We start from the raw sequence: 23,307 nt of genomic DNA on the forward strand, positions 1-23,307 counted from the left end.
GCACAAATGTGCCGCAAACCTTGCCAGAGCAAGGCTGCCCGAGGCCCTGAAGCCTCAAGCATAGACGCCTTAGCGAATGGTCAGGGCTTCCAGTTTGCCGCTGTTACCAAACACGTAAATCATGTCACCGACCACCAGCGGACGCGCCCGAAGGCCATCACTGTCAACGCGGGTACGGCCCACGAAACGACCATCGACCTGGCTCAGCAGGTGCAGATAGCCTTCCATGTCACCGACCGCCACGTAGCTGGAGAAGACTTCCGGTGCCGACAATTGACGGCGAGCCAGAGCATCATTGCTCCACAGTGAGGTGGTCGAACGCTCGTCAACGCCTTCTACAGTGCCCGACGCCAGGCTGACGTAGACGCTGCCAAAGCCTTGAGCGACACCTGAATAGCTGGAAGCATCGCGTTGCCAGAGCACGCGACCCGATTCCATTTCAAGCGCAGCCATACGGCCCTGGTAGCTGGCGACATACAGTGTACCGCCAGACATCAGCAGGCCACCGTCGATATCGACAATGCGTTCAAGCTCGGAGCGACCTTGCGGGATGGCAACACGTTGCTCCCACACAGGTACGCCGTTGCGCGTATCAAGGGCAACCACTTTACCGGTCGACAGACCGGCAATGGCCAGGTGATTGGTCACCAGTGGTGCGCCCGTGCCACGCAAGGTCAGCACGCCCGGCGTGCTGTCATACGTCCAACGCTGATTGCCGGTGGAAGCATCCAGGCCGATCAGGCGATCGTCCTGGGTCTGTACCACAACGATATCGCCGTTGGTCGCAGGAGGTGCAAGCACTTCGCTGTTGACGCGAGAGCGCCATTTTTCTTCGCCGGTGCTGGAATCCAGGGCAACCACGTCACCTTGCAAGGTGCCGAGCATGACCAGGCCATAGCCCAGGCCAACTGCGCCAGAAACAGGCAGTTCGAGGTCTTTTTTCCACTCAACGTCGCCGTTCATGCGGTCCAGAGACATCACAACACCCGTTACGTCTGCGGCGTAGATGTTGTTACCTTCAACCGCTGGAACCAGCATGTTGTAGGTTTTGCCCTGACCGTCACCGATCGAGCGGCTCCACTGCTTTTGCAGCACGACTTCTTCTTTGAAGTCGGTCAGTTCGGCCGGTGGCAGTTCTTTTTTGCTGTTGCTGCTGCAACCCGCGGCCAAAACGACCAGAGCCAGCAATGCCGCATGTTTCCAACGCATCACGTCACGCATCCCCTTTGGCCAGGTCATCGAGCTTGATTTGTAAGCCACCTACCGCTGCTTCGTCCGACAAGGCGGCCTTGGCTTTTTCGTAGGCTGCACGTGCGTCGTCGGCACGGCCCTGCTGCACCAGCAAGTCGCCCTTGAGCTCTTCGCGGCTGGCCAGGAATGCTTTGTCCGAATCACCTTCAAGCAGTTTCAGGGCATCATCGACCTTGCCCTGCGCCGCCAGAACCTGGGCCAGACGCTGACGCGCCACTTCAGCCAGGGTGGCATTGGCCGGTTTGTCGACAATGGCTTTCAGCTCTGCGGCCGCGTCATCGAGTTTGCCGTTGTCCACTGCGACCTTGGCCACGAACAGACCGCCAAATTGCGCATAGGCAGAGCCTGCGTATTCGTTTTTCAACTTGTTGGCCAAATCAGCCACACGGGCCACATCGGGCTGACCGTCAGGCGTGAGTGTGGTCTCTAGCAACTGTTGGTAGAGAATCGACGCACCCTGCGACTGATTCGTCTGATACTTGTGCCAAAACTGCCAGCCGAACACCACCACCAGCGCCAGCATGCCGCCAGTGACCAGGGGTTTGCCGTTACGCTGCCACCAGTCTTTCAACTCGCCCAGCTGATCATCATCGTTACTCGACACCCCAACACTCCTTAATTCGATAAATCGGCTGTTTTACAGCTTCAACCCTGCACGACGCAGGTGGCCAGGTGCTCGGAAAGAGCATCCCAGGCAATCGTTTGTTGTTCGCCCTGGCCACGCAGGGGTTTTAAACCTACCACTTGCTGGGCCAATTCGTCGTCACCCAGGATCAACGCGTACAGTGCGCCGCTCTTGTCAGCCTTTTTGAACTGGCTTTTGAAACTGCCTGCACCGGCATTGATCTGCAAGCGCAGGTTCGGTAGCTGATCGCGAACACGTTCGCTCAAAGTCAGGGCAGCCAACTCGGCAGCCTCACCGAAAGCACACAGGTAGACATCGACCTGACGCGCGATTTCTTCCGGGATCTGTTCAAGGGTTTCGAGCAGCAGAATCAAGCGCTCGATGCCCATGGCGAAACCGACACCCGTAGTAGGCTTGCCGCCCATTTGCTCGACCAGACCGTCATAACGGCCGCCAGCACACACGGTGCCCTGGGCGCCCAGTTTGTCAGTAACCCATTCGAATACGGTTTTGCTGTAGTAATCCAGGCCACGAACCAGTTTTGGATTGATCGTGTAGGGAATGCCCGCTGCATCGAGGCGCGCCTTGAGGCCCTCGAAATGCACACGGGATTCTTCGTCCAGATAGTCAACCAGCTTCGGCGCGTCGACCAGAACAGCTTGAGTATCGGCATTTTTGGTGTCGAGGACGCGCAGCGGATTGGATTTCAAACGACGCTGGCTGTCTTCGTCAAGCTCGCTCAGGCGCGAGGACAAGTATTCGACCAGAGCTGCACGGTAGCGCCCACGGGCTTCGCTGGTGCCCAGGCTGTTAAGTTCGAGCTTGACCGCATCGCGGATACCCAGCTCGCCCCACAGGCGCCAGGTCAGCACGATCAGTTCGGCATCGATGTCCGGGCCATCAAGGTTGAACACCTCGACACCAATTTGATGAAACTGGCGATAGCGCCCTTTTTGCGGACGCTCGTGGCGGAACATCGGACCGATGTACCACAACTTTTGTACCTGGCCGCCGCCGGTGATGCCGTGCTCAAGCACTGCACGCACGCACGCCGCAGTACCTTCAGGGCGCAAGGTCAGCGAATCGCCGTTGCGGTCCTCGAAGGTGTACATCTCTTTTTCGACGATGTCGGTCACTTCACCGATAGAGCGTTTGAACAGCTCGGTGAACTCAACGATTGGCATACGGATTTGCTTGTAACCGTAGTTATCCAGCAAACGCGAAACCTTGCCCTCAAAGTAGCGCCACAGAGGCGTCTGCTCCGGCAGGATGTCGTTCATGCCACGAATGGCTTGCAAAGACTTGCTCACAATAAATCCTTTATTCGTCTGGTTAGCCGCGCGCGATAACTGCAGCGTCAGCTTCGACCTTTTCGGCCGCCTTCTGCCGGATCAGTCTTTCGAGCTGGTCCACCAGATTGTCATTCGTCAGTTTCTGCGACGGCTTGCCGTCAATGTAAATCAGGTTGGGTGTACCACCGGTGAGCCCCACATGGGCTTCCTTGGCTTCGCCAGGACCGTTGACCACACAACCGATCACCGCCACATCCAGCGGCACCAGCAGGTCTTCAAGACGAACTTCAAGTTCGTTCATGGTTTTCACCACATCGAAGTTCTGCCGAGAGCAGCTTGGGCACGCAATGAAGTTGATGCCACGCGAGCGCAGGTGCAGGGACTTGAGGATGTCGTAGCCGACTTTTACTTCCTCTACCGGGTCTGCCGCCAACGAGATACGGATGGTATCGCCAATGCCTTCGGCGAGCAGCATACCTAGGCCCACGGCAGATTTCACTGTGCCTGAACGCAAACCACCGGCTTCGGTGATCCCCAGGTGCAGCGGTTGAACGATTTCCTTGGCCAGAAGACGGTAGGCCTCAACAGCCATGAACACGTCGGAAGCCTTCACGCTGACCTTGAAGTCCTTGAAGTTCAGACGTTCAAGGTGCTCGACGTGGCGCAGAGCCGACTCGACCAGAGCGGCTGGTGTCGGCTCGCCATATTTCTTTTGCAGGTCTTTTTCGAGCGATCCCGCGTTGACGCCGATACGGATCGGAATACCGCGATCCCGTGCCGCATCAACTACCGCACGCACACGGTCTTCACGACCGATGTTGCCCGGGTTGATCCGCAGGCAATCCACACCCAGTTCCGCTACGCGCAGGGCGATCCGGTAATCGAAGTGGATGTCGGCAACCAATGGCACCTTGACCAACTGCTTGATCCGGCCAAAAGCTTCAGCAGCGTCCATATCCGGTACGGAAATCCGTACGATATCAACGCCTGCTGCCTCCAGGCGGTTGATTTGGGCTACGGTTGCAGCGACATCATTGGTGTCACTGTTGGTCATGCTCTGTACAGCGATAGGGGCGTCGCCACCTACGGGTACATTGCCGACCCAGATTTTGCGCGATTCGCGACGTTTGATTGGTGATTCGCCGTGCATGACTTATTGACCTAACTTCAGGCGAGCAGTCTCGCCACTGGTGAAAGGAGCCACATCCACAGACTGACCGTTGTAGGTCACCTGTGCGCCACGGGCAAAGCCCAGGCGCAGTGTCAGTGGAGGCTTGCCGCTCACTTCTAGATTTTCGCCTTTGCGCTTAAGGCCACCGAACAGCACTTTACCCGTAGCGTCGGTTACCTGCGTCCAGCAATCAGCGGTGTATTGCACTGCCACTTTGCCAGCACCCGCGACCGGAGCCACTGTGGCCGCCGGTGGAGTGGCGATAGGTGCGACAACCGGGGCAACTGCAGGAGCGACAACAGAAGGTGCAGGCACCGGGGCTGCCACAACGGGGGCCGCTGCTGGCGCTTGAGCCGCCGCAGGCAGTGCCAATGCAATGCTTGCCGCCTGCTCTGGAGCAGACTCGGTTACAACCGGGGTTTCACCTTCAGCCTTGGCCTCGGCGACGGCCTGGTCTTCAGGCTCGTCAAGCGGATGGATGCGGGTTGTGCCGTCTGCACCTTCAACTTCAACGTGTTCCGGGGTCAGGCCAATCAAGTCCTTGGCACGCATGGACGTTTGATCCTGCCACCAGATAAAACCGCCACCGATCACGGCAATCAGCAACAACAGGCTGACAATACGCAAAATGGTATGGGACACCCGCACTGGCTCTTCTATACGGCCCAGGCTGTGCACGTTGCTGCCGTTGGCATCAGTGCCGGTATACAGGTCAAATTCACGTACCAGGCTGGCCTGATCCATGCCCAGCAATTTGGCATAGGTCCGGATATAGCCGCGAGCAAAGGTATGCCCTGGCAGCTTGTCGAAAGCGCCCGTCTCAAGGTTGCTCAGGGAGCTGGCCGTGAGGTTGAGTTTCAAGGCGACTTCAGCCAGCGTCCAGCCATTGTTTTCACGGGCCTGACGCAGGGTCTCACCGGGATTGACACGAGTCGCTGCTAGAACTTCGGGTTGCGCCGCTTTCATCATTGCTCCGACAGGTATTGCTGATATTCCGGCGTGCCGGGATAGAGTCGTTTTAGTTGCTGGCCATGGTTGGCAGTTGGGGTGCGGTCGTCGAAAACACTCGCCAGTCGCGCACCGAGTAATAGACTACGTGCATTTTGCCCGCTAAGCAGGCTAAAACGATCGTAAAAGTCACGTGCTGATACATATTGCTTGTCTTGGTATGACATCTGAGCCATTTCGAGTAGCGCGCGCGGTTGCCGAGGGTTCAGGCGCAGGGCTTTTTCAAGTTCCTGGCGGCCTCTCTCCCGCTGCCCCAACTCAATCGACGTTATACCCAGGTTCTCGAAAATACGGGAACGCTCAGGGTAAAGGTCATCAGCCGCAGCCTTTTGAAACTGGACACTGGCTTCCTGATAGCGCTGACGCTCAAACAGGAAACTGCCGTAATTATTGAGGATTCGCGCATCACCAGGCCGCCCGTTCAATGCGGTACGAAATGACTTCTCGGCCAGCTCGAACTCCATTTCGGACTGAAACACCAATGCCAGTGCGGCGTTGGTGTCCGGGTCCGTCTTGTCGAGTTCCAGGGCTTTGCGCAAAGGAACTTTGGCCTGCTCGACCATGCCCTGCTGCAGATAACCCAGGCCCAGTTGAACATAAGCCTGACGCGCCTCGTTACGCCCTTTGTCGCCAGTCATCGAGGTTGAATCGCCCGATGAAACGCAGCCAGCCAAAAAGCCGACCAAAACGACAGAGAGCGCGGCGCGCAAGATCATGGATGTCCTCTCTCAGGGCGCGGACGAAGCGCTTTGCGCCGAATCGGCATCGGCGCTGAGCTCACGTGCCGCAATCAGGCGCGAGCTGCGGCGCGTGCGGTCATTGACCTGCCCCACCAGTTGGCCGCATGCCGCGTCGATGTCTTCACCACGGGTGGTGCGCACAGTCACGTTATAGCCAGCTTGCTGCAACAGCTCCTGGAAACGGCGAATGGCGTTGTTGCTTGGACGCTCATAACCGGAATGCGGGAACGGGTTGAACGGGATCAGGTTGATCTTGCACGGCGTGTCTTTTAATAGCTCGATCATTTCGCGAGCGTGATCGACGTGGTCGTTCACGTCCTTGAGCAAGGTGTACTCAACGGTCAGCACGCGCTTTTCACCCAGGGTCGCCATGTAGCGACGGCAGGAATCAAGCAGCATGGCCAGCGGGTACTTCTTGTTGATCGGCACCAATTGACTGCGCAATGCGTCATTGGGTGCATGCAGCGACAACGCCAGGGAGACGTCGATGTGCTTGGCCAGCTCATCGATCATCGGCACCACGCCCGAGGTGGACAGTGTCACCCGGCGCTTGGAGATGCCATAGCCCAGATCATCCATCATCAGATGCATGGCGGCGATAACGTTGTCGAAGTTCAGCAGCGGCTCACCCATGCCCATCATCACCACGTTGGTGATGGCACGGTCGATGGTTGCCGGGACGCTGCCAAAGGATTTGTTGGCAATCCACACCTGCCCAATGACTTCGGCGGCGGTGAGGTTGCTGTTGAAGCCTTGCTTGCCGGTGGAGCAGAAACTGCAATCCAGGGCACAGCCAGCCTGGGACGAAACGCACAATGTGCCACGCTTGCCCGAGGGAATATAAACGGTCTCGACGCAGCTGCCGGACTCTACACGTACCACCCACTTGCGGGTGCCGTCGGTAGAAATGTCCTCGCTGACGACTTCAGGTCCACGAACCTCAGCAATGGCCTTGAGCTTGTCGCGCAAGGCCTTGCTGACGTTAGTCATGGCGTCGAAATCATCGACGCCAAAGTGGTGAATCCACTTCATGACCTGACCGGCACGGAAACGCTTCTCCCCGATTGAGTCGAAGAATTTCTCCATTTCCGGCTGAGTCAGTCCCAGCAGGTTGGTTTTGCCAGTCGTTGCAATCATGTCTTCACCCTCACTCACAAGCTAATACTTAGCGAGTGGTTACTTCAGTAGCTGCGAAAAAGTACGAGATTTCACGAGCTGCAGCCGCTTCAGAGTCGGAACCGTGAACAGCGTTAGCGTCGATGGATTCAGCGAAATCAGCACGGATAGTGCCGGCAGCTGCTTCTTTAGGGTTGGTAGCGCCCATCAGTTCGCGGTTCAGAGCGATAGCGTTTTCGCCTTCCAGAACCTGAACAACAACCGGACCGGAGATCATGAAAGCAACCAGGTCGCCGAAGAAGCCACGAGCGCTGTGCTCAGCGTAGAAGCCTTCAGCTTCGGCTTTGGACAGTTGCTTCAGTTTGGAAGCTACAACCTTCAGGCCGGCTTTTTCAAAACGAGTGGTGATCTCGCCGATAACGTTTTTTGCAACAGCGTCAGGCTTGATGATGGAGAAAGTGCGTTGAACAGCCATGGTGTAACTCCAGAAACAGTGATTTAAGCGAAAAATTAAACCCGCGAATTATACGCGGGTTCTTGGGTATTTCATAATTACGTCGATTACAAGCTTAGTCGGCTTCTTCGATCCACAAACCCTGAATGGCTTCGAGGACCTTCTCACCGCCACGATCAGGGATGTCGTCGAACTCAGGCAGCGCCATGACCAGATTGCGCAGCGTGACGAAATTCACCGAAAGCGGATCGACGTCCGGGTGAGCTTCAGCCAGCTGAATCGCGATTTCCTGCACATCAACCCATTTAAGGCTCATGACAACCCCTTATCAGTGCGGCGCTTCGGCAGCATGGTTAAGCGAATACTTCGGAATCTCGACAGTGATGTCCTCGGTGCCGACGCGAGCCTGACAGCTCAGGCGCGAAGTGGCTTCCAGACCCCAAGCCCTGTCAAGGTAGTCCTCTTCCAGCTCGTCAGCTTCGTTCAGCGAGTCAAAGCCCTCGCGAATCACGCAGTGACACGTGGTGCAGGCGCAAACGCCACCGCAGGCACTTTCGATTTCGATGTGATTGTCGTGAGCCACTTCGAGAATGGTCTTGCCGGTCTCAGCCTCTACAACCATACCGTCCGGGCAATGCTCGGCGTGTGGCAGAAAAATGATCTGCGGCATCAGTTATTCCTCGATTTCATTCAGGTTGCGACCCGCCAGGGCGGCCTTGACGGTCAAGTCCATGCGGCGGGCAGCAAAGGCATCGGTCACTTGCGACAGACGCTTGGTCTGCTGCTCAATGGCGTAACCATCGGTGCCTTTCAATAATTCGGATAATTCCTGCATTTGCAGTTCGATGACCATGCGCTCTTCAGCATCCAGCAAGCGCTCACCATCGACCTCAAGGGCCGCTTGCACAGCCTCGATCAGACGCTGGGCATCCACCTGCTGCTCACGCAACACGCGAGCGACCTTGTCGTCGCTGGCGTACTGGAACGAATCCTTGAGCATTTTGGCGATTTCACCGTCGGTCAGACCGTATGACGGCTTGACCTGGATATTGGCTTCAACGCCCGAACCCAGCTCACGCGCCGTCACACTCAGCAAACCATCGGCATCCACCTGGAAGGTCACGCGAATTTTCGCAGCACCGGCAACCATCGGCGGGATACCGCGCAACTCAAAGCGTGCAAGAGAACGGCAATCGCTGATCAGCTCGCGCTCGCCCTGCAGCACATGAACCATCATGGCCGTCTGGCCGTCTTTATAGGTGGTGAAGTCCTGAGCACGGGCCACCGGAATCGTGGTGTTGCGCGGGATGACCTTCTCCATCAGCCCACCCATGGTCTCAAGCCCCAGAGACAACGGAATCACGTCAAGCAGTAGCAGTTCGCCACCGTCACGCTTGTTGCCTGCCAGGGTATCAGCCTGAATCGCCGCACCAATGGCGACCACTTGATCAGGGTCGATATCGGTCAACGGCTGGCGGCCGAACATCTCGGCAACGGCCTCGCGCACACGGGGCACGCGGGTAGAACCACCCACCATGACCACTGCCTGGACGTCTTCAATTTCGATATTGGCGTCGCGCACGGCACGGCGGCAAGCCTTCAGGCTGCGCGCAACCATGGGCTCGATCATTGCGTTAAAGGCTTCACGGGTCAGCTCTGAGTGCCAGTCACCAAAGGCAACGCCCACAGAGGACGCATCGGTCAGCGCTTCTTTGGCGGCACAGGCTGCCTGCAACAAGGTGCGCTGCGTGCCCGGATCGAGATCAGCAGACAAACCGGCCTGTTCTACCATCCAGCTGGCAATTACATGATCGAAGTCATCGCCGCCCAGCGCACTGTCGCCGCCGGTAGCCAAGACTTCAAACACACCACCGGTCAGGCGCAGGATCGAGATATCGAACGTGCCCCCGCCCAGATCATAGATAGCCACCACACCTTCAGCCGACTGGTCCAGACCATAAGCCACGGCAGCCGCTGTCGGCTCGTTGAGCAAACGCAAGACATTAAGACCGGCCAACTTGGCAGCGTCTTTGGTGGCCTGACGCTGGGCATCATCGAAATAGGCCGGAACGGTAATCACCGCACCTACCAACTCGCCACCCAGGGTCTTTTCAGCGCGCTCACGCAGCACTTTCAGGATTTCAGCAGACACTTCAACCGGGCTTTTCGGGCCTTGCACAGTGTCGATAAACGGCATGTGCGACTCACCACCTACAAAGTGGTAAGGCAGCTGCTCACCCAATTGCTTGACGTCGGAAAGACCACGACCCATCAAGCGCTTGACCGACAGCACGGTATTGAAAGGATCGCCGGAAGCCGCCAGACGCGCCGACTCACCCACCTCGACGCGATCAGCGTGATAGCGCACGGCAGACGGCAAAATAACGTTGCCATTTGCGTCAGCCAAAGGCTCGGAAAGGCCGCTGCGCAATGCAGCAACCAGCGAATTGGTAGTGCCCAAGTCAATCCCCACAGCCAGACGTCGCTGGTGCGGTTGAGGACTTTGGCCGGGTTCGGCGATCTGCAGTAGGGCCATCGTAATCAGGACTTATCTGTAATCAGGCGTGCAATCAGGGAAGCACGGAGTTAATCGTCGAGGCGCTCTTCTAACTGGCGCACTTCGTAGTTGAGCTTGTCGAGGAACTGCATGCGCCGCATCAGGCGCTCGGCCTGCTCGCGTTGCGCAGCATCATCCCAACAAGCAGCGAAGCTGTCGTTCAATTCGTTCTGAGCGACTTTCAGTCGACGCTTGAATGCTGCAATACCGGCCATATCGGCGCTGTCGTGCAAATCTTCAAGTTCTTCGCGCCACTGCATCTGCTGCATTAGAAACTCGGGATCGTGCACCGTGACTTCCAGCGGCAATTCACCACCCTGTAGCGCGAGCAGGTAACGCGCACGCTTGGGAGGGTTTTTGAGCGTCTGGTAAGCCTCATTGAGGCTGGCAGACTGCTCCAGCGCCAGACGCTGCTCGCGCTCGGAAGCATCGGCAAATCGATCCGGGTGAACACCGCGCGCCAACTCTCGATAACGCACAGCCAGCTGATCGAGATCCAGATTGAAACTCGGCTGCAGCTCAAACAAAGCAAAATGACAAGGAGTACCCACGACTAGCCTCAGATGTTGAAGCTTTCGCCGCAGCCACATTCACCGCGCACGTTAGGGTTATTGAACTTGAAGCCTTCGTTCAGGCCTTCCTTGACGAAATCCAGTTCGGTGCCGTCAAGGTAGGTCAGGCTTTTTGGATCAATGATCACTTTTTCGCCATGGGTTTCGAAGACCTGGTCTTCTTCGCCCACTTCGTCGACAAACTCCAACACATAGGCAAGACCGGAACAGCCTGTTGTGCGAACACCCAGACGAATCCCCTCACCTTTGCCGCGCCCGTCAAGGGAGCGGCGAATGTGTCGAGCAGCCGCTTCTGTCATGCTGATAGCCATCGTGACTCCTTACCTTTTGCCAGTTTCTTCACCCCGCCTGCGCCATTAACAGGCACACGCAGCGAGGATCAGATCAAACCTTTCTTCTGCTTGTAATCGCGAACAGCTGCCTTGATGGCGTCTTCAGCGAGTACCGAGCAGTGAATTTTTACCGGCGGCAAAGCCAGTTCTTCAGCCAGCTGAGTGTTCTTGATGGTCTCTGCTTCATCCAGAGTCTTGCCTTTCATCCACTCGGTAGCCAGGGAGCTGGAAGCGATTGCCGAACCACAACCATAGGTCTTGAACTTGGCATCTTCAATAATGCCCTGCTCGTTGACCTTGATCTGCAAACGCATCACGTCGCCGCATGCTGGAGCGCCGACCATGCCAGTGCCGACATCCGGGTCTTCCGCGTTCATCTTGCCGACGTTGCGCGGGTTCTCGTAGTGGTCAATGACCTTTTCGCTGTAAGCCATGGTACTAATCCTCACTCATCAGAGAGTCGCTCTTGAGACGCTGTAAATGCTGCTGTTCGCTGCGCTTACAGCGTCTACTTTACGGCGACTTAAATTGTTAGTGCGCCGCCCATTCGATTTTCGAAATGTCGATGCCGTCTTTGTACATGTCCCACAGCGGCGACAGTGCGCGCAGCTTGGTAACAGCCTCGCAAACCTTCTGCGCGGCGTAATCGATTTCTTCTTCGGTGGTGAAACGACCGAACGTGAAACGAATCGAGCTGTGTGCCAACTCGTCATTGCGGCCCAGGGCACGCAATACGTAGGACGGCTCAAGGGAAGCGGAGGTACAGGCCGAACCGGACGACACAGCCAGATCCTTGAGCGCCATGATCAGCGACTCGCCTTCAACGTAGTTGAAGCTCAGGTTCAGGTTGTGAGGTACGCGATGGACCATGCTGCCGTTGACGTACAGCTCTTCAAGGTGTTCAACCTGCTTGAAGAAACGGTCGCTCAACGCCTTGATACGGACGTTTTCGGCCGCCATTTCTTCTTTGGCGATCTGGAACGCTTCGCCCATGCCCACGATCTGGTGGGTGGCCAAGGTGCCCGAACGCATGCCACGCTCGTGACCGCCGCCGTGCATGGCAGCTTCGATACGGACCCGAGGCTTGCGGCTTACGTACAGCGCGCCAATGCCTTTAGGGCCGTAGGTTTTGTGTGCCGAGAACGACATCATGTCGACTTTGAGCTTGGCCAGGTCGATTTCAACCTTGCCGGTAGACTGTGCAGCATCAACATGGAACAACACGCCGCGCGAGCGAGTCAGCTCACCAATGGCAGCGATGTCGTTGATGGTGCCGATTTCGTTGTTCACGTGCATGATCGAAACCAGAATGGTGTCGTCGCGCATGGCCGCTTCAACCATGGCTGGCGTGACCAGACCATCTGTACCCGGCTCGATGTAGGTCACTTCAAAACCTTCACGCTCCAGCTGACGCATGGTGTCGAGAACGGCCTTGTGTTCAATCTTGTCGGTGATCAGGTGCTTGCCTTTGGTGGCATAGAAATGCGCAGCACCCTTGATTGCCAGGTTGTTGGCCTCGGTCGCACCAGAGGTCCAGACAATTTCACGGGGGTCGGCATTGACCAGATCAGCAACCTGACGACGACCGTTCTCTACCGCTTCTTCAGCTTTCCAGCCAAATACGTGGGAACGCGACGCCGGGTTACCGAAGTTCCCGTCAACCAGCAGGCAGTCGCTCATTTTTTGAGCAACGCGCGGATCAACCGGGGTAGTGGCTGAGTAATCGAGGTAAATTGGCAACTTCATGGACTATCTCCTAAATCAGGCTGGCTGGCGCACCGTCGTTTTTAAGCAATCACTCGACGGCGGACGCTTCGATCTTATCCAGGTGCGGCGCCTTGCCATTACAGCGGCGCTGATCCTGACGCTGGGCTACCTCTTGTACCTCACGGCGAGTGACAAGATCAGCCAAGCTGATACCACTGAGAAAATCGTGTATTTGCAAGCTGAGGTCGCACCACAGGTGGTGGGTCAGGCAGGTATCGCCAGCATGGCAATCGCCAAGACCCTGGCAACGCGTTGCGTCGACCGACTCGTTCACGGCATCAATTACCTGAGCCACTTGAATGCTTTGCATCTCGCGTGACAGCTGATAGCCGCCACCCGGACCACGCACACTGGAAACCAGGCTGCTGCGGCGCAATTTGGCAAACAGTTGCTCAAGGTAGGAAAGAGAAATGCCTTGGCGCTCGGAAATATCGGCCAGGGACACGGGCCCGTGCTGTGCGTGCAACGCCAAATCGAGCATCGCAGTTACGGCGTAACGGCCTTTTGTAGTCAGTCTCATGGACAGGTACCACGGAATTCGGAATGGGGCGAGTATGCTATTCCCGACTATTTAAGTCAACTATTAGACCTAGTACTTTAGTCGGGATTACCCGCAAAAGAGCGCGCGCATTGTAGCAGGGTATGCGACGTAATGGCACACGGCACGCATCCTGCGGGAGCGAGCTTGCTCGCGACGGCATCGATGCGATGTTTCAAGCAATCCCCTATGATGCCATCGCAAGCAAGCCCGGCCCCACCCGTCATTCAGCCCACAACCCTCACACCGCCTTGCTTTCGTCCTTGCCTTTTACACAGGCAAAGTCTTCTTCGCGCAGCTCAGGCAGATCTTTCGCACAATAAGGACTACCCAGATCCTTCAGCGCACCGCACATGCCATCCAGCTTGCCGTCGACCGCCTGCAAGTGATCCAGCAACTGAGCAATGGCACGGGCAACCGGGTCGGGCATGTCTTCACTGACGCCGTAGGCATCAAAACCGATCTTCTCGGCCATCGCTTTGCGCTTGGCCTCGGCCTCATCGTCACTTTTGACAATAATGCGCCCCGGAATACCCACCACCGTCGCACCCGGCGGCACCGCCTTGGTCACCACCGCATTGGAACCAACCTTGGCACCCGCCCCGACAGTGAACGGCCCGAGCACCTTGGCGCCCGCCCCGACCACAACACCATCTTCCAGCGTCGGGTGGCGCTTGCCCTTGTTCCAGCTTGTGCCACCCAGGGTCACACCCTGGTACAGGGTCACGTCATCACCGATTTCCGCGGTTTCCCCAATCACAATACCCATGCCGTGATCGATGAAAAAACGACGCCCTACCTTGGCCCCCGGGTGGATTTCAATCCCGGTCAGCCAGCGCCCGAAATTCGACACCAAACGGGCCAGCCACTTCCAGCCGGCCTGCCACAACAGCGCCGACAAACGGTGAATCCAGATCGCATGCATCCCCGGATAGCACGTCAGCACCTCGAAAGCGTTGCGCGCCGCGGGATCACGATGAAACACACTTTGGATATCTTCACGCAGACGCTCAAACATCATTAATCCTTGCGCTTGAGCAGCTCGCCACGGGCTGCTTTCTGGGTTTCGGTGAGAATGCCGCGCAGAATGTTCATCTCTGCACGACTGACCGCACTGCGCCCGTAGAGCCGACGCAGGCGCGCCATCAGGTGGCGCGGTTTTTCGGGGTCCATAAATTCAATGGCCACCAGGGTTTGCTCCAGGTGCTCGTAAAAGCGCTCCAGCTCATCCATGGTCGCCAACTCGCCACTTTTGGTGGACGCCACTTCCTCTTTCTCGATCTTGCTCGGCTGCCCCTGGCTCGCGAGCCAGGCCATGCGGATTTCGTAGCTCAATACCTGCACGGCCGCGCCCAGGTTCAGAGAACTGAACTCAGGGTCGGACGGGATATGCACGTGAAAGTGGCAGCGCTGCAACTCTTCATTGGTCAGGCCGGAGTCTTCACGACCAAACACCAACGCAATCTCAGCACCTTGAGCCGCCTCCTCGACCACTTTCTGCCCACACTCGCGCGGGTCCAGCAGCGGCCAGGGAATACGGCGATCACGGGCACTGGTACCCAGCACCAGATTGCAGCCCACCAAGGCATCTTCAAGGGTCGCGACCACTTGAGCATTTTCGAGAATGTCACCCGCACCTGACGCCCGCGCATCGGCTTCATGGTGAGGAAACAACCTTGGCTCCACCAGAACCAGCCGCGACAACCCCATGTTTTTCATGGCACGCGCAGCACCGCCGATGTTCCCGGGATGGCTGGTATTGACCAGAACGACACGAATATTAGGCAACAAAGGAAGCGCTCACAGACCAGCAAAAGGGAGCAAATCTTACCTAAGCAAAACGCCATAAGCTACGAAAGCTAACGCAAACCTTCATCTGCCAAAGTTTTCTGATAGAATATTCGGCTTTCTTTAACAACCTTAGGTGAAACGTCCATGCAGCCCATGCTGAATATCGCGCTGCGCGCCGCCCGCAGCGCCAGTGAATTGATTTTCCGCTCCATCGAGCGCCTGGATACCATCAAGGTTGACGAAAAAGACGCCAAGGATTACGTCTCTGAAGTCGATCGTGCTGCTGAACAGAAAATCATCGACGCCCTGCGCAAGGCTTACCCGACGCACGGCATCCTCGGTGAAGAAACCGGCATGCACCCAGGCAGCGGTGAAGGTGAAGACTATCTGTGGATCATCGACCCACTGGATGGCACCACCAACTTCCTGCGCGGTGTTCCACACTTCGCCGTCAGCATCGCCTGCAAATACCGCGGCCGCCTTGAGCACGCAGTGGTTCTCGATCCGGTTCGCCAGGAAGAGTTCACCGCCAGCCGAGGCCGTGGCGCCCAACTGAACGGTCGCCGCCTGCGTGTAAGCGGTCGCACCAGCCTCGAAGGCGCCCTGCTGGGCACCGGCTTCCCGTTCCGCGACAACCAGATGGATAACCTGGAAAACTACCTGGGCATGTTCCGTAGCCTGGTTGGCCAGACTGCCGGCATCCGCCGTGCAGGCGCAGCCAGCCTGGATCTGGCTTACGTGGCTGCAGGCCGTTTCGACGCTTTCTGGGAGTCGGGCCTGTCCGAGTGGGACATGGCTGCAGGCGCACTGCTGATTCAAGAAGCAGGCGGCCTGGTCAGCGACTTTACCGGTAGCCACGATTTCCTTGAAAAAGGCCATATCGTTGCCGGTAACACCAAGTGCTTCAAAGCTGTACTGACTGCAATCCAGCCGCACCTGCCGGCTTCGCTGAAACGCTAAGCGAAACCCGCAGACAAAAAAAAGCACCCTTCGGGGTGCTTTTTTTTGGCCTTGAAATTGCCCTCTGCAGGAGCGGGCCTGTTCGCGATGGCATCACCGCGATTTGCCTCACAGACCGCGCCGCCCGCATCGCGAGCAGCCCGCCCCCACATGAACTTAATTCAGGATCAGCTTGCCTTCCTTGTCCACGGCAATTTCATTGCCCGGCTCGCGATCCATTCGCACCTTGCCTTCCTTGCCGTTGAGCGAATAACGCACGTCATACCCGACAACCTTGCTGCTGATGTCATTGACCGTGTTGCAGCGCGTCTGGGTCGTGGTGTAGGTATCACGCTCCTGCATGCCTTCCTGAACCTTGTTGCCGGCGTAACCGCCACCGACAGCACCAGCGACCGTAGCAATCTTCTTGCCGGTGCCACCGCCCACCTGATTACCCAGCAAACCGCCCGCAACAGCGCCGATCACGCTACCGACGATCTGATGCTGATCCTTGACCGGCGCCTGACGCGTCACAGCCACATCCTTGCACACCTCACGCGGCGTTTTGACCTGCTGGTTGACCGGCACAACTGCCAGCACCTGCGCAGACTCAGGGCCTTTAACCAAGCTGTAAGTGGCAAAAGCGCCACCGGCTGTAACACCGACAGCACCCAGTACAGCACCTACCAGCAATGACTTGTTCACGTGAACCTCCAGACCATCATACGTAGGAAAATCCCACATCAATCCCAGCCTTGGAGCACAAAAAAAGGCGCGAGTTCAATACTCGCGCCTTTTAGGTGACAACCTGCTTATAACCAGAGGTTATGGACGGTCGTCGATCTCTTTCTCAGTCGCCGCAGGCGGAATCAAATCCTCTGCACTGAGGTTCAGCCAGATCAGCACCACGTTCGCGATATAGATCGACGAGTAAGTACCCGCCATCACACCAACGAACAGCGCAATCGAGAAGCCCCACAGGTTATCGCCACCGAAGATCAGCAACGCCGCAATCGCCAGCAATGTGGAGACCGAAGTCGCCACGGTGCGCAACAGGGTTTGCGTGGTCGAGATGTTGATGTTGTCGATCAGGCTGGCCTTGCGCAACACCCGGAAGTTCTCCCGAACCCGGTCGAATACCACGATAGTGTCATTGAGCGAGTAACCGATGATCGCCAGCACCGCCGCCAACACCGTCAGGTCGAAGGTGATCTGGAACCAGGACAGGATACCCATGGTCACGATCACGTCGTGAACCAGGGACACAATCGCGCCGACCGCGAACTTCCACTGAAAGCGGAACGCGAGGTAAAGCATGATGCCGCCCAGCGCCATCAGCATGCCGAGGCCGCCCTGGTCACGCAGCTCTTCACCTACTTGCGGCCCAACAAATTCAACGCGCTTGATGACCGCAGGGTTGGACGTGTCGGCCTGGCCCAGTGCAGCCGCTACCTTGTTACCCAGCAGCGGATCGTCGCCCGGCATACGCACCAACAAGTCGGTGGTTGCACCAAAGCTCTGCACCACGGCGTCATGGAAGCCGGCCGAAGCCAGCTCCGTACGCACCTTGGTCAGGTCAGCCGGCTTCTCGTAGGTCAGCTCGATGAGCGTACCGCCGGTGAAGTCCAGGCCGTAGTTCATGCCCTTGTGGAACATGCTGAACAAAGCCAGCACGGTAAGCAGCACAGTGACGCCGAACGCTACGTTGCGAACGCCCATGAAGTTGATTGTACGTAACATGGCAGCCCCTTAAATCCACAACTTCTTGAAGTCCCGACCGCCATACACCAGGTTGACCAGTGCGCGGGTGACCATGATGGCCGTGAACATCGAGGTAAAGATACCCAGCGACATGGTGACCGCGAAGCCCTTGACCGGCCCGGTACCCATGGCAAAGAGAATCCCGCCGACCAGCAGGGTTGTCAGGTTGGAGTCAACGATGGCAGTAAAGGCACGGTTGAAACCTTCGTTGATCGCCCGCTGCGGTGTCATGCCATTGGCAATCTCTTCACGTATACGCGAGAAGATCAGTACGTTGGCATCGACCGCCATACCCATCGTCAACACGATACCGGCAATACCCGGCAGGGTCAGGGTTGCACCCAGCACCGACATCAGAGCCAGCAGCAAGACCATGTTGCCCGCCAGCGCCACCGTTGCGATCACACCGAAGAAACGGTAGATGGCAATGATGAAGAGGGACACGAACAGCATGCCCCACAGCGAAGCATCGATACCCTTGGTGATGTTGTCAGCACCCAGGCTAGGACCAATGGTGCGCTCTTCAGCGAAGTACATTGGCGCCGCCAGACCACCGGCACGCAACAGCAGTGCCAGCTCGGAAGCCTCACCCTGGCCATTCAGGCCGGTAATCCGGAACTGACTGCCCAGCGGCGACTGGATAGTCGCCAGGCTGATGATCTTTTTCTCTTCTTTGAACGCCTGGACCGGCACGTCCTTCTCAACACCATCAACCACTTTCTTGGTGTAAGTCGTCACCGGCTTCTGCTCGATGAAGATTACCGCCATGCTGCGGCCAACGTTGCTGCGGGTCGAACGGCTCATCAACTCGCCGCCATGACCATCAAGCTTGATGTTCACCTGCGGACGGCCGTGCTCGTCAAAGCCGGCCTGAGCGTCGGTCACCTGGTCACCGGTGATGATCAGGCCACGCTCGATCTGCGCGGTCGGACGGTTGCCCTCACGGAACTCAAAGGTCTCGGACGTCGCCTTGGAAGCACCCGGCTCAGCAGCCAGACGGAACTCAAGGTTGGCCGTCTTGCCCAGGATACGCTTGGCTTCGGCAGTATCTTGTACGCCAGGCAGCTCAACCACGATGCGGTTGGCACCCTGACGCTGAACCAAAGGCTCGGCAACACCCAACTCGTTAACCCGGTTACGGACGGTTGTCAGGTTTTGCTTGATGGAATATTCGCGGATTTCCGCCAGCTTGGCCGGGGTCATCACCAGACGCAGAACCGGCTGACCATTGAGGTCTGCAGCAGTAATGTCGAAGTCATTGAAGCTTTTGCGGATCAGGCCACGCGCTTGCTCACGGGTAGCTTCATCAGTGAAGCCCAACTGAATGGCACCGTTGAGTTGCGGCAGACTGCGATAACGCACTTTCTCTTTGCGCAGCAGGCTTTTGACATCGCCTTCGTACACTTTCATGCGCGCATCGACAGCTTTGTCCATGTCCACTTCCAACAGGAAGTGCACACCACCCGACAAGTCCAGACCCAGTTTCATTGGGTGAGCACCCAGACTACGCAACCATTGCGGCGTGGTCTGCGCCAGGTTGAGCGCTACGACATAGTCGTCACCCAGGGCCTTGCGTACGACATCCTTGGCTGGCAACTGGTCGTCTTTCTTGACCAGACGCAGCAAGCCACCTTTACCATTCTGGGCCAGAGTGGCGCCCTTCACGGCAATGCCAGCATCCGTCAACGCCTTGGTGGCGCGATCCAGATCAGCTTGAGTGACCTGCAGGGCCGTGCTCGCACCCGACACTTGAATCGCCGGATCATCAGGGTACAGATTGGGAGCGGAATAAATAAAACCGATCGCCAGCACTGCCAGGATCAGTAAGTATTTCCACAGAGGGTATTTGTTCAGCATCAATCACGCCGCCCGCTTAAAACGCGGGGCGCCTTGCGCGCCCCGTCGATTGTTAAAAGTTGAAACTTAGATCGCTTTCAGCGTGCCTTTAGGCAACGTGGCTGCAACAGAGCCTTTCTGAATTTTCAGCTCGACAGTGTCAGACACTTCGATAACAACAAAAGCGTCAGAAACCTTGACGATCTTGCCGGCGATGCCGCCAGTGGTCACGATCTCGTCGCCTTTTTGCAGGTTACCCAGAAGGGCTTTCTGCTCTTTGGCGCGCTTGGCCTGTGGACGCCAGATCATCAGATAGAAGATAACCAGGAAGCCGACCAGGAAAATCCATTCAAAACCGCCACCCATAGGGCCAGCAGCGGCAGGTGCAGCAGCGTCCGCGAAAGCGGAAGAGATGAAAAAGCTCATTAAGCACTCCAGTTGCAATGTTGTTTCTTAAAGGTCCGAAACTCAGTCCAAAGGCGGCACAGGAAGCCCGCGCTTGGCATAGAAGGCGTCGACAAAGGTGGCCAATGTACCCTGTTGAATAGCCTCGCGCAAACCAGCCATGAGCACCTGATAGTGCCGCAAATTATGGATGGTATTGAGCATGCTCCCCAGCATTTCGCCGCACTTGTCCAGATGATGCAGATAAGCGCGAGAGAAGTTCTGGCAGGTATAGCAATCACAGGTCGGATCCAGCGGCGAATCATCATGGCGATGGAACGCATTGCGGATCTTGATGACACCGGTGTCGATAAACAGATGCCCATTGCGGGCATTGCGGGTTGGCATCACGCAATCGAACATGTCCACACCGCGGCGCACACCCTCAACGAGATCTTCCGGCTTGCCAACCCCCATAAGGTAACGAGGTTTGTCAGCGGGCATCATCGCGGGCAGGTAATCCAGCACCTTGATCATTTCGTGCTTGGGCTCGCCTACGGACAAACCGCCGATGGCCAGGCCGTCAAAACCGATCTTGTTCAGACCTTCGAGCGAGCGCTCGCGCAGGTTCTGGTGCATGCCGCCCTGAACGATACCGAACAGAGCCGCCGTGTTGTCGCCATGGGCATTCTTGGAGCGCTGCGCCCAGCGCAACGACAGCTCCATGGAAACACGGGCCACATCTTCATCCGCCGGGTACGGCGTGCACTCGTCAAAAATCATGACCACGTCGGAACCCAGGTCACGCTGAACCTGCATCGACTCTTCCGGGCCCATGAATACCTTGGCGCCATCTACCGGCGAAGCAAAGGTCACGCCCTCTTCCTTGATCTTGCGCATGGCGCCCAGGCTGAACACCTGGAAACCACCTGAGTCAGTCAGGATCGGACCTTGCCATTTCATGAAGTCGTGCAGGTCGCCGTGCTTCTTGATCACTTCAGTGCCAGGACGCAGCCACAAGTGAAAGGTGTTGCCCAGAATCATCTGCGCGCCGGTATCGACGATATCGCGCGGCAACATGCCCTTGACCGTGCCGTAAGTACCGACCGGCATGAATGCCGGGGTTTCGACCACGCCACGGGGGAAGGTCAAACGACCGCGACGAGCCTTGCCATCGGTGGCAAGTAGCTCGAAAGACATACGACAGTTGCTCATGCTTGATCCTCAGGGGCCGGGGCAGGAGCCGTCGGCGCAGGATTGCGGGTGATGAACATTGCATCACCGTAACTAAAGAAGCGGTACCCATGCTCAACCGCAGCCTTGTAGGCCGCCATGGTTTCGGGATAACCGGCGAACGCCGAAACCAGCATCAACAGCGTGGATTCCGGCAAATGGAAATTGGTCACCAGCGCATCGACCACATGAAACGGTCGGCCCGGGAAAATAAAGATATCGGTATCACCACTGAACGGCTTGAGCACGCCATCACGGGCGGCGCTCTCCAGTGAACGCACGCTGGTGGTGCCCACGGCAATCACCCGCCCGCCACGGGCACGGCATGCGGCCACGGCATCAACCACATCCTGGCCCACTTCGAGCCATTCGGTATGCATGTGGTGATCTTCAAGACGCTCAACCCGCACCGGCTGAAAAGTACCCGCGCCCACGTGCAAGGTCACAAATGCCGTCTCGACGCCCTTGGCAGCGATAGCCTGCATCAGCGGCTCATCAAAATGCAGCCCTGCGGTTGGCGCGGCCACGGCACCCAGGCGCTGCGCGTACACGGTTTGATACCGTTCGCGGTCAGAGCCTTCGTCCGGACGATCGATATAGGGCGGCAATGGCATGTGCCCGACACGGTCCAGCAGGGGCAAAACCTCTTCGGCAAAGCCCAGCTCGAACAACGCATCGTGACGTGCCAGCATCTCGGCTTCGCCACCGCCGTCAATCAGGATTTTTGACCCTGGTTTTGGCGACTTGCTGGAGCGCACATGGGCCAGCACGCGGTGGCTGTCGAGCACCCGCTCAACCAGAATTTCCAGCTTGCCGCCCGAGGCCTTTTGGCCAAACAAGCGAGCCGGAATCACCCGGGTATTGTTAAACACCATCAAGTCGCCTGGGCGTAAATGCTCAAGCAAATCAGTGAATTGACGATGTGCCAGTGCTCCGCTCTCCCCATCAAGGGTCAGCAGGCGACTGTTGCGGCGCTCCGCCAAAGGATGGCGTGCGATGAGCGAATCAGGGAGTTCGAAAGTAAAGTCAGCAACGCGCATGATAGGTTTCGTCTAGCAGGGCCGGGGAGTTTAACGGACTTAGTAAAAATAGACCAATAAGTTGTTGACCGACCTAAACCTCATCTCTATACTTCGCCGCCATTGAGCCCTGATGGCGGAATTGGTAGACGCGGCGGATTCAAAATCCGTTTTCGAAAGGAGTGGGAGTTCGAGTCTCCCTCGGGGCACCATATAGCAGTACCTGCAAGTCTCTACCAGGACTTGCAGCACAGAGAAACCGGCCACTGAGCCGGTTTTTTTGTGCCTGAAAAACACCTCTTGTATCCCGGCCTGTATCCCAAAAAAACCCATTAATTTTGGGATACAAGCAACCGCACCAACCAGCGTTACGGGATCTCTGGCTCGACTAGCTTGGCCAGCAACACCAGGGATTCCTGCCACCCGAGATAGCACGCCTCGGGGGGAATGATCCCGGGGATGCCCTCTTGCACCATGCTCAATTCAACTCCGCAAAAGACCTCTCGCAAAGTTACCGTTGTCTGCATCACGCCCGGCAGGTCAGGATCATCAAAGGTGTCCGTGTAGCGGATCAGCTCATGGGGCACCAATTCAACGTACTCCCCGCCAAACGAGTGGACCTGACCGCTGTTGAAGTTGGTAAACGACATTTTGTACGTCCCGCCCACCTTTGCTTCCAGGTGGTGGACCTTGCCCGTGAATCCGTTCGGGGGCAGCCATTTGACCAGGGCATCGGCATCCAGAAATGCACGGTAGACGCGCTCTGGTGTTGCTTTGATGACGCGGTGAAGCCGGATCACATGCGTGGCCATGACAACTCCTGAAGTTATCGGATATCTCGGCTCTATAGCTTAGAAGACCACCCGCCCCTCGGGGCTTACGGTGACGAGTGACCTTTGTTGCGCACGATCGCCTCCAGGA

General features: G+C 57.3%; 26 protein-coding genes and 1 tRNA gene. 2 read left to right on the forward strand and 25 right to left on the reverse strand.

Going from position 1 to position 23,307, the window contains the following annotated elements:
* Positions 1 to 69: 69 nt before the first annotated feature.
* From bamB to trmJ, 18 genes are all read right to left on the reverse strand, one after another.
* Positions 70 to 1,221, reverse strand: coding sequence for an outer membrane protein assembly factor BamB (gene bamB / locus AC19YQ_RS04810; RefSeq protein WP_133075948.1), 1,152 nt, complete (start codon positions 1,219 to 1,221; stop codon positions 70 to 72).
* Positions 1,214 to 1,855 carry a tetratricopeptide repeat protein gene (locus AC19YQ_RS04815; RefSeq protein ID WP_500594690.1) on the reverse strand — a complete coding sequence of 214 codons (642 nt, stop codon included), beginning with the start codon at positions 1,853 to 1,855 and terminating at the stop codon, positions 1,214 to 1,216. The genes bamB and AC19YQ_RS04815 overlap by 8 nt, the downstream gene beginning before the upstream one ends.
* A gap of 41 nt (positions 1,856 to 1,896) precedes the next feature.
* On the reverse strand, positions 1,897 to 3,186 hold the full coding sequence (gene hisS / locus AC19YQ_RS04820) for a histidine--tRNA ligase (protein ID WP_219260863.1): 1,290 nt from the start codon (positions 3,184 to 3,186) through the stop codon (positions 1,897 to 1,899).
* Positions 3,187 to 3,208: 22 nt separating this feature from the next.
* A complete protein-coding gene (ispG, locus tag AC19YQ_RS04825; RefSeq protein WP_500594691.1) occupies positions 3,209 to 4,318 on the reverse strand; it encodes a flavodoxin-dependent (E)-4-hydroxy-3-methylbut-2-enyl-diphosphate synthase in 1,110 nt (369 codons plus the stop codon).
* A 3-nt stretch (positions 4,319 to 4,321) separates the two neighbouring features.
* A complete protein-coding gene (locus tag AC19YQ_RS04830; protein WP_500594692.1) occupies positions 4,322 to 5,305 on the reverse strand; it encodes a RodZ domain-containing protein in 984 nt (327 codons plus the stop codon).
* Positions 5,305 to 6,063 carry a type IV pilus biogenesis/stability protein PilW gene (gene pilW, locus AC19YQ_RS04835; protein ID WP_500594693.1) on the reverse strand — a complete coding sequence of 253 codons (759 nt, stop codon included), beginning with the start codon at positions 6,061 to 6,063 and terminating at the stop codon, positions 5,305 to 5,307. Before pilW ends, AC19YQ_RS04830 begins: the two co-directional genes overlap by 1 nt.
* Before the next feature lie 12 nt (positions 6,064 to 6,075).
* Entirely contained in the window at positions 6,076 to 7,224 is a 1,149-nt protein-coding gene (rlmN, locus tag AC19YQ_RS04840) for a dual-specificity RNA methyltransferase RlmN (RefSeq protein WP_339473576.1), read from the reverse strand.
* A 28-nt stretch (positions 7,225 to 7,252) separates the two neighbouring features.
* Positions 7,253 to 7,678: a nucleoside-diphosphate kinase gene (gene ndk, locus AC19YQ_RS04845; RefSeq protein WP_003443361.1), complete on the reverse strand. Its 426-nt coding sequence runs from the start codon at positions 7,676 to 7,678 to the stop codon at positions 7,253 to 7,255.
* A 94-nt stretch (positions 7,679 to 7,772) separates the two neighbouring features.
* A complete protein-coding gene (gene iscX, locus AC19YQ_RS04850; RefSeq protein WP_016779607.1) occupies positions 7,773 to 7,973 on the reverse strand; it encodes a Fe-S cluster assembly protein IscX in 201 nt (66 codons plus the stop codon).
* Between the two features lie 12 nt (positions 7,974 to 7,985).
* Entirely contained in the window at positions 7,986 to 8,327 is a 342-nt protein-coding gene (gene fdx, locus AC19YQ_RS04855) for an ISC system 2Fe-2S type ferredoxin (RefSeq protein WP_003443365.1), read from the reverse strand.
* A 3-nt stretch (positions 8,328 to 8,330) separates the two neighbouring features.
* On the reverse strand, positions 8,331 to 10,193 hold the full coding sequence (hscA, locus tag AC19YQ_RS04860; RefSeq protein ID WP_500594694.1) for a Fe-S protein assembly chaperone HscA: 1,863 nt from the start codon (positions 10,191 to 10,193) through the stop codon (positions 8,331 to 8,333).
* A 50-nt stretch (positions 10,194 to 10,243) separates the two neighbouring features.
* Positions 10,244 to 10,765, reverse strand: a complete 522-nt coding sequence (gene hscB, locus AC19YQ_RS04865) for a co-chaperone HscB (RefSeq protein ID WP_133075955.1) — start codon at positions 10,763 to 10,765, stop codon at positions 10,244 to 10,246.
* Between the two features lie 8 nt (positions 10,766 to 10,773).
* Positions 10,774 to 11,097, reverse strand: a complete 324-nt coding sequence (iscA, locus tag AC19YQ_RS04870) for an iron-sulfur cluster assembly protein IscA (protein WP_016779604.1) — start codon at positions 11,095 to 11,097, stop codon at positions 10,774 to 10,776.
* Between the two features lie 68 nt (positions 11,098 to 11,165).
* Positions 11,166 to 11,552, reverse strand: a complete 387-nt coding sequence (gene iscU, locus AC19YQ_RS04875) for a Fe-S cluster assembly scaffold IscU (protein ID WP_007929523.1) — start codon at positions 11,550 to 11,552, stop codon at positions 11,166 to 11,168.
* Positions 11,553 to 11,649: 97 nt separating this feature from the next.
* Positions 11,650 to 12,864, reverse strand: a complete 1,215-nt coding sequence (locus AC19YQ_RS04880; RefSeq protein ID WP_133075956.1) for an IscS subfamily cysteine desulfurase — start codon at positions 12,862 to 12,864, stop codon at positions 11,650 to 11,652.
* Positions 12,865 to 12,913: 49 nt separating this feature from the next.
* Entirely contained in the window at positions 12,914 to 13,405 is a 492-nt protein-coding gene (gene iscR, locus AC19YQ_RS04885) for a Fe-S cluster assembly transcriptional regulator IscR (protein ID WP_019823686.1), read from the reverse strand.
* A gap of 259 nt (positions 13,406 to 13,664) precedes the next feature.
* A complete protein-coding gene (gene cysE / locus AC19YQ_RS04890; RefSeq protein WP_500594695.1) occupies positions 13,665 to 14,441 on the reverse strand; it encodes a serine O-acetyltransferase in 777 nt (258 codons plus the stop codon).
* A gap of 2 nt (positions 14,442 to 14,443) precedes the next feature.
* A complete protein-coding gene (trmJ, locus tag AC19YQ_RS04895) occupies positions 14,444 to 15,214 on the reverse strand; it encodes a tRNA (cytosine(32)/uridine(32)-2'-O)-methyltransferase TrmJ (RefSeq protein ID WP_019823690.1) in 771 nt (256 codons plus the stop codon).
* A 144-nt stretch (positions 15,215 to 15,358) separates the two neighbouring features.
* Between trmJ and suhB the strand changes: the two genes are divergently transcribed.
* A complete protein-coding gene (gene suhB, locus AC19YQ_RS04900) occupies positions 15,359 to 16,174 on the forward strand; it encodes a type III secretion system regulator SuhB (RefSeq protein ID WP_019823692.1) in 816 nt (271 codons plus the stop codon).
* Positions 16,175 to 16,330: 156 nt separating this feature from the next.
* Here suhB and AC19YQ_RS04905 read toward each other — a convergent pair whose 3' ends face one another.
* The 6 genes from AC19YQ_RS04905 to queA all read right to left on the reverse strand — a co-directional run bounded on the left by AC19YQ_RS04905 (position 16,331) and on the right by queA (position 22,407).
* Positions 16,331 to 16,858 (reverse strand): glycine zipper 2TM domain-containing protein, encoded by a 528-nt coding sequence (locus tag AC19YQ_RS04905; RefSeq protein WP_500594696.1) that lies wholly within the window; start codon positions 16,856 to 16,858, stop codon positions 16,331 to 16,333.
* A gap of 120 nt (positions 16,859 to 16,978) precedes the next feature.
* Positions 16,979 to 17,893 carry a protein translocase subunit SecF gene (gene secF, locus AC19YQ_RS04910; RefSeq protein WP_133075961.1) on the reverse strand — a complete coding sequence of 305 codons (915 nt, stop codon included), beginning with the start codon at positions 17,891 to 17,893 and terminating at the stop codon, positions 16,979 to 16,981.
* 9 nt (positions 17,894 to 17,902) lie between these two features.
* The gene (secD, locus tag AC19YQ_RS04915; protein WP_326398424.1) at positions 17,903 to 19,771 is read right to left on the reverse strand and encodes a protein translocase subunit SecD; all 1,869 of its coding nucleotides are present in this window, start codon (positions 19,769 to 19,771) and stop codon (positions 17,903 to 17,905) included.
* Positions 19,772 to 19,837: 66 nt separating this feature from the next.
* Positions 19,838 to 20,176, reverse strand: a complete 339-nt coding sequence (gene yajC / locus AC19YQ_RS04920; protein WP_003443398.1) for a preprotein translocase subunit YajC — start codon at positions 20,174 to 20,176, stop codon at positions 19,838 to 19,840.
* A gap of 42 nt (positions 20,177 to 20,218) precedes the next feature.
* Positions 20,219 to 21,334, reverse strand: a complete 1,116-nt coding sequence (gene tgt / locus AC19YQ_RS04925; protein ID WP_133075983.1) for a tRNA guanosine(34) transglycosylase Tgt — start codon at positions 21,332 to 21,334, stop codon at positions 20,219 to 20,221.
* A gap of 11 nt (positions 21,335 to 21,345) precedes the next feature.
* Positions 21,346 to 22,407, reverse strand: coding sequence for a tRNA preQ1(34) S-adenosylmethionine ribosyltransferase-isomerase QueA (gene queA / locus AC19YQ_RS04930; RefSeq protein ID WP_095001476.1), 1,062 nt, complete (start codon positions 22,405 to 22,407; stop codon positions 21,346 to 21,348).
* 106 nt (positions 22,408 to 22,513) lie between these two features.
* Here queA and AC19YQ_RS04935 point away from each other — a divergent pair.
* A tRNA-Leu gene (locus tag AC19YQ_RS04935) sits at positions 22,514 to 22,598 on the forward strand.
* A 156-nt stretch (positions 22,599 to 22,754) separates the two neighbouring features.
* On the opposite strand, the gene AC19YQ_RS04940 is transcribed toward AC19YQ_RS04935, so the two are convergent.
* Positions 22,755 to 23,198, reverse strand: a complete 444-nt coding sequence (locus AC19YQ_RS04940; protein WP_500594697.1) for an SRPBCC family protein — start codon at positions 23,196 to 23,198, stop codon at positions 22,755 to 22,757.
* Positions 23,199 to 23,307: the final 109 nt, after the last annotated feature.

It is taken from the genome of Pseudomonas sp. MF06569, from assembly GCF_059862735.1.

Coding starts and splice junctions, on each gene's coding strand:
- iscA (WP_016779604.1), bottom strand. CDS start 11,097: ATGGCTATCAGCATGACAGAAGCGGCTGCTCGACACATTCGCCGCTCC.
- fdx (WP_003443365.1), bottom strand. CDS start 8,327: ATGCCGCAGATCATTTTTCTGCCACACGCCGAGCATTGCCCGGACGGT.
- secF (WP_133075961.1), bottom strand. CDS start 17,893: ATGTTACGTACAATCAACTTCATGGGCGTTCGCAACGTAGCGTTCGGC.
- suhB (WP_019823692.1), top strand. CDS start 15,359: ATGCAGCCCATGCTGAATATCGCGCTGCGCGCCGCCCGCAGCGCCAGT.
- iscR (WP_019823686.1), bottom strand. CDS start 13,405: ATGAGACTGACTACAAAAGGCCGTTACGCCGTAACTGCGATGCTCGAT.
- ndk (WP_003443361.1), bottom strand. CDS start 7,678: ATGGCTGTTCAACGCACTTTCTCCATCATCAAGCCTGACGCTGTTGCA.
- iscU (WP_007929523.1), bottom strand. CDS start 11,552: ATGGCTTACAGCGAAAAGGTCATTGACCACTACGAGAACCCGCGCAAC.
- pilW (WP_500594693.1), bottom strand. CDS start 6,063: ATGATCTTGCGCGCCGCGCTCTCTGTCGTTTTGGTCGGCTTTTTGGCT.
- AC19YQ_RS04880 (WP_133075956.1), bottom strand. CDS start 12,864: ATGAAGTTGCCAATTTACCTCGATTACTCAGCCACTACCCCGGTTGAT.
- rlmN (WP_339473576.1), bottom strand. CDS start 7,224: ATGATTGCAACGACTGGCAAAACCAACCTGCTGGGACTGACTCAGCCG.
- iscX (WP_016779607.1), bottom strand. CDS start 7,973: ATGAGCCTTAAATGGGTTGATGTGCAGGAAATCGCGATTCAGCTGGCT.
- tgt (WP_133075983.1), bottom strand. CDS start 21,334: ATGTCTTTCGAGCTACTTGCCACCGATGGCAAGGCTCGTCGCGGTCGT.
- secD (WP_326398424.1), bottom strand. CDS start 19,771: ATGCTGAACAAATACCCTCTGTGGAAATACTTACTGATCCTGGCAGTG.
- queA (WP_095001476.1), bottom strand. CDS start 22,407: ATGCGCGTTGCTGACTTTACTTTCGAACTCCCTGATTCGCTCATCGCA.
- cysE (WP_500594695.1), bottom strand. CDS start 14,441: ATGTTTGAGCGTCTGCGTGAAGATATCCAAAGTGTGTTTCATCGTGAT.
- yajC (WP_003443398.1), bottom strand. CDS start 20,176: ATGAGCTTTTTCATCTCTTCCGCTTTCGCGGACGCTGCTGCACCTGCC.
- AC19YQ_RS04940 (WP_500594697.1), bottom strand. CDS start 23,198: ATGGCCACGCATGTGATCCGGCTTCACCGCGTCATCAAAGCAACACCA.
- AC19YQ_RS04830 (WP_500594692.1), bottom strand. CDS start 5,305: ATGAAAGCGGCGCAACCCGAAGTTCTAGCAGCGACTCGTGTCAATCCC.
- ispG (WP_500594691.1), bottom strand. CDS start 4,318: ATGCACGGCGAATCACCAATCAAACGTCGCGAATCGCGCAAAATCTGG.
- bamB (WP_133075948.1), bottom strand. CDS start 1,221: ATGCGTGACGTGATGCGTTGGAAACATGCGGCATTGCTGGCTCTGGTC.
- hscA (WP_500594694.1), bottom strand. CDS start 10,193: ATGGCCCTACTGCAGATCGCCGAACCCGGCCAAAGTCCTCAACCGCAC.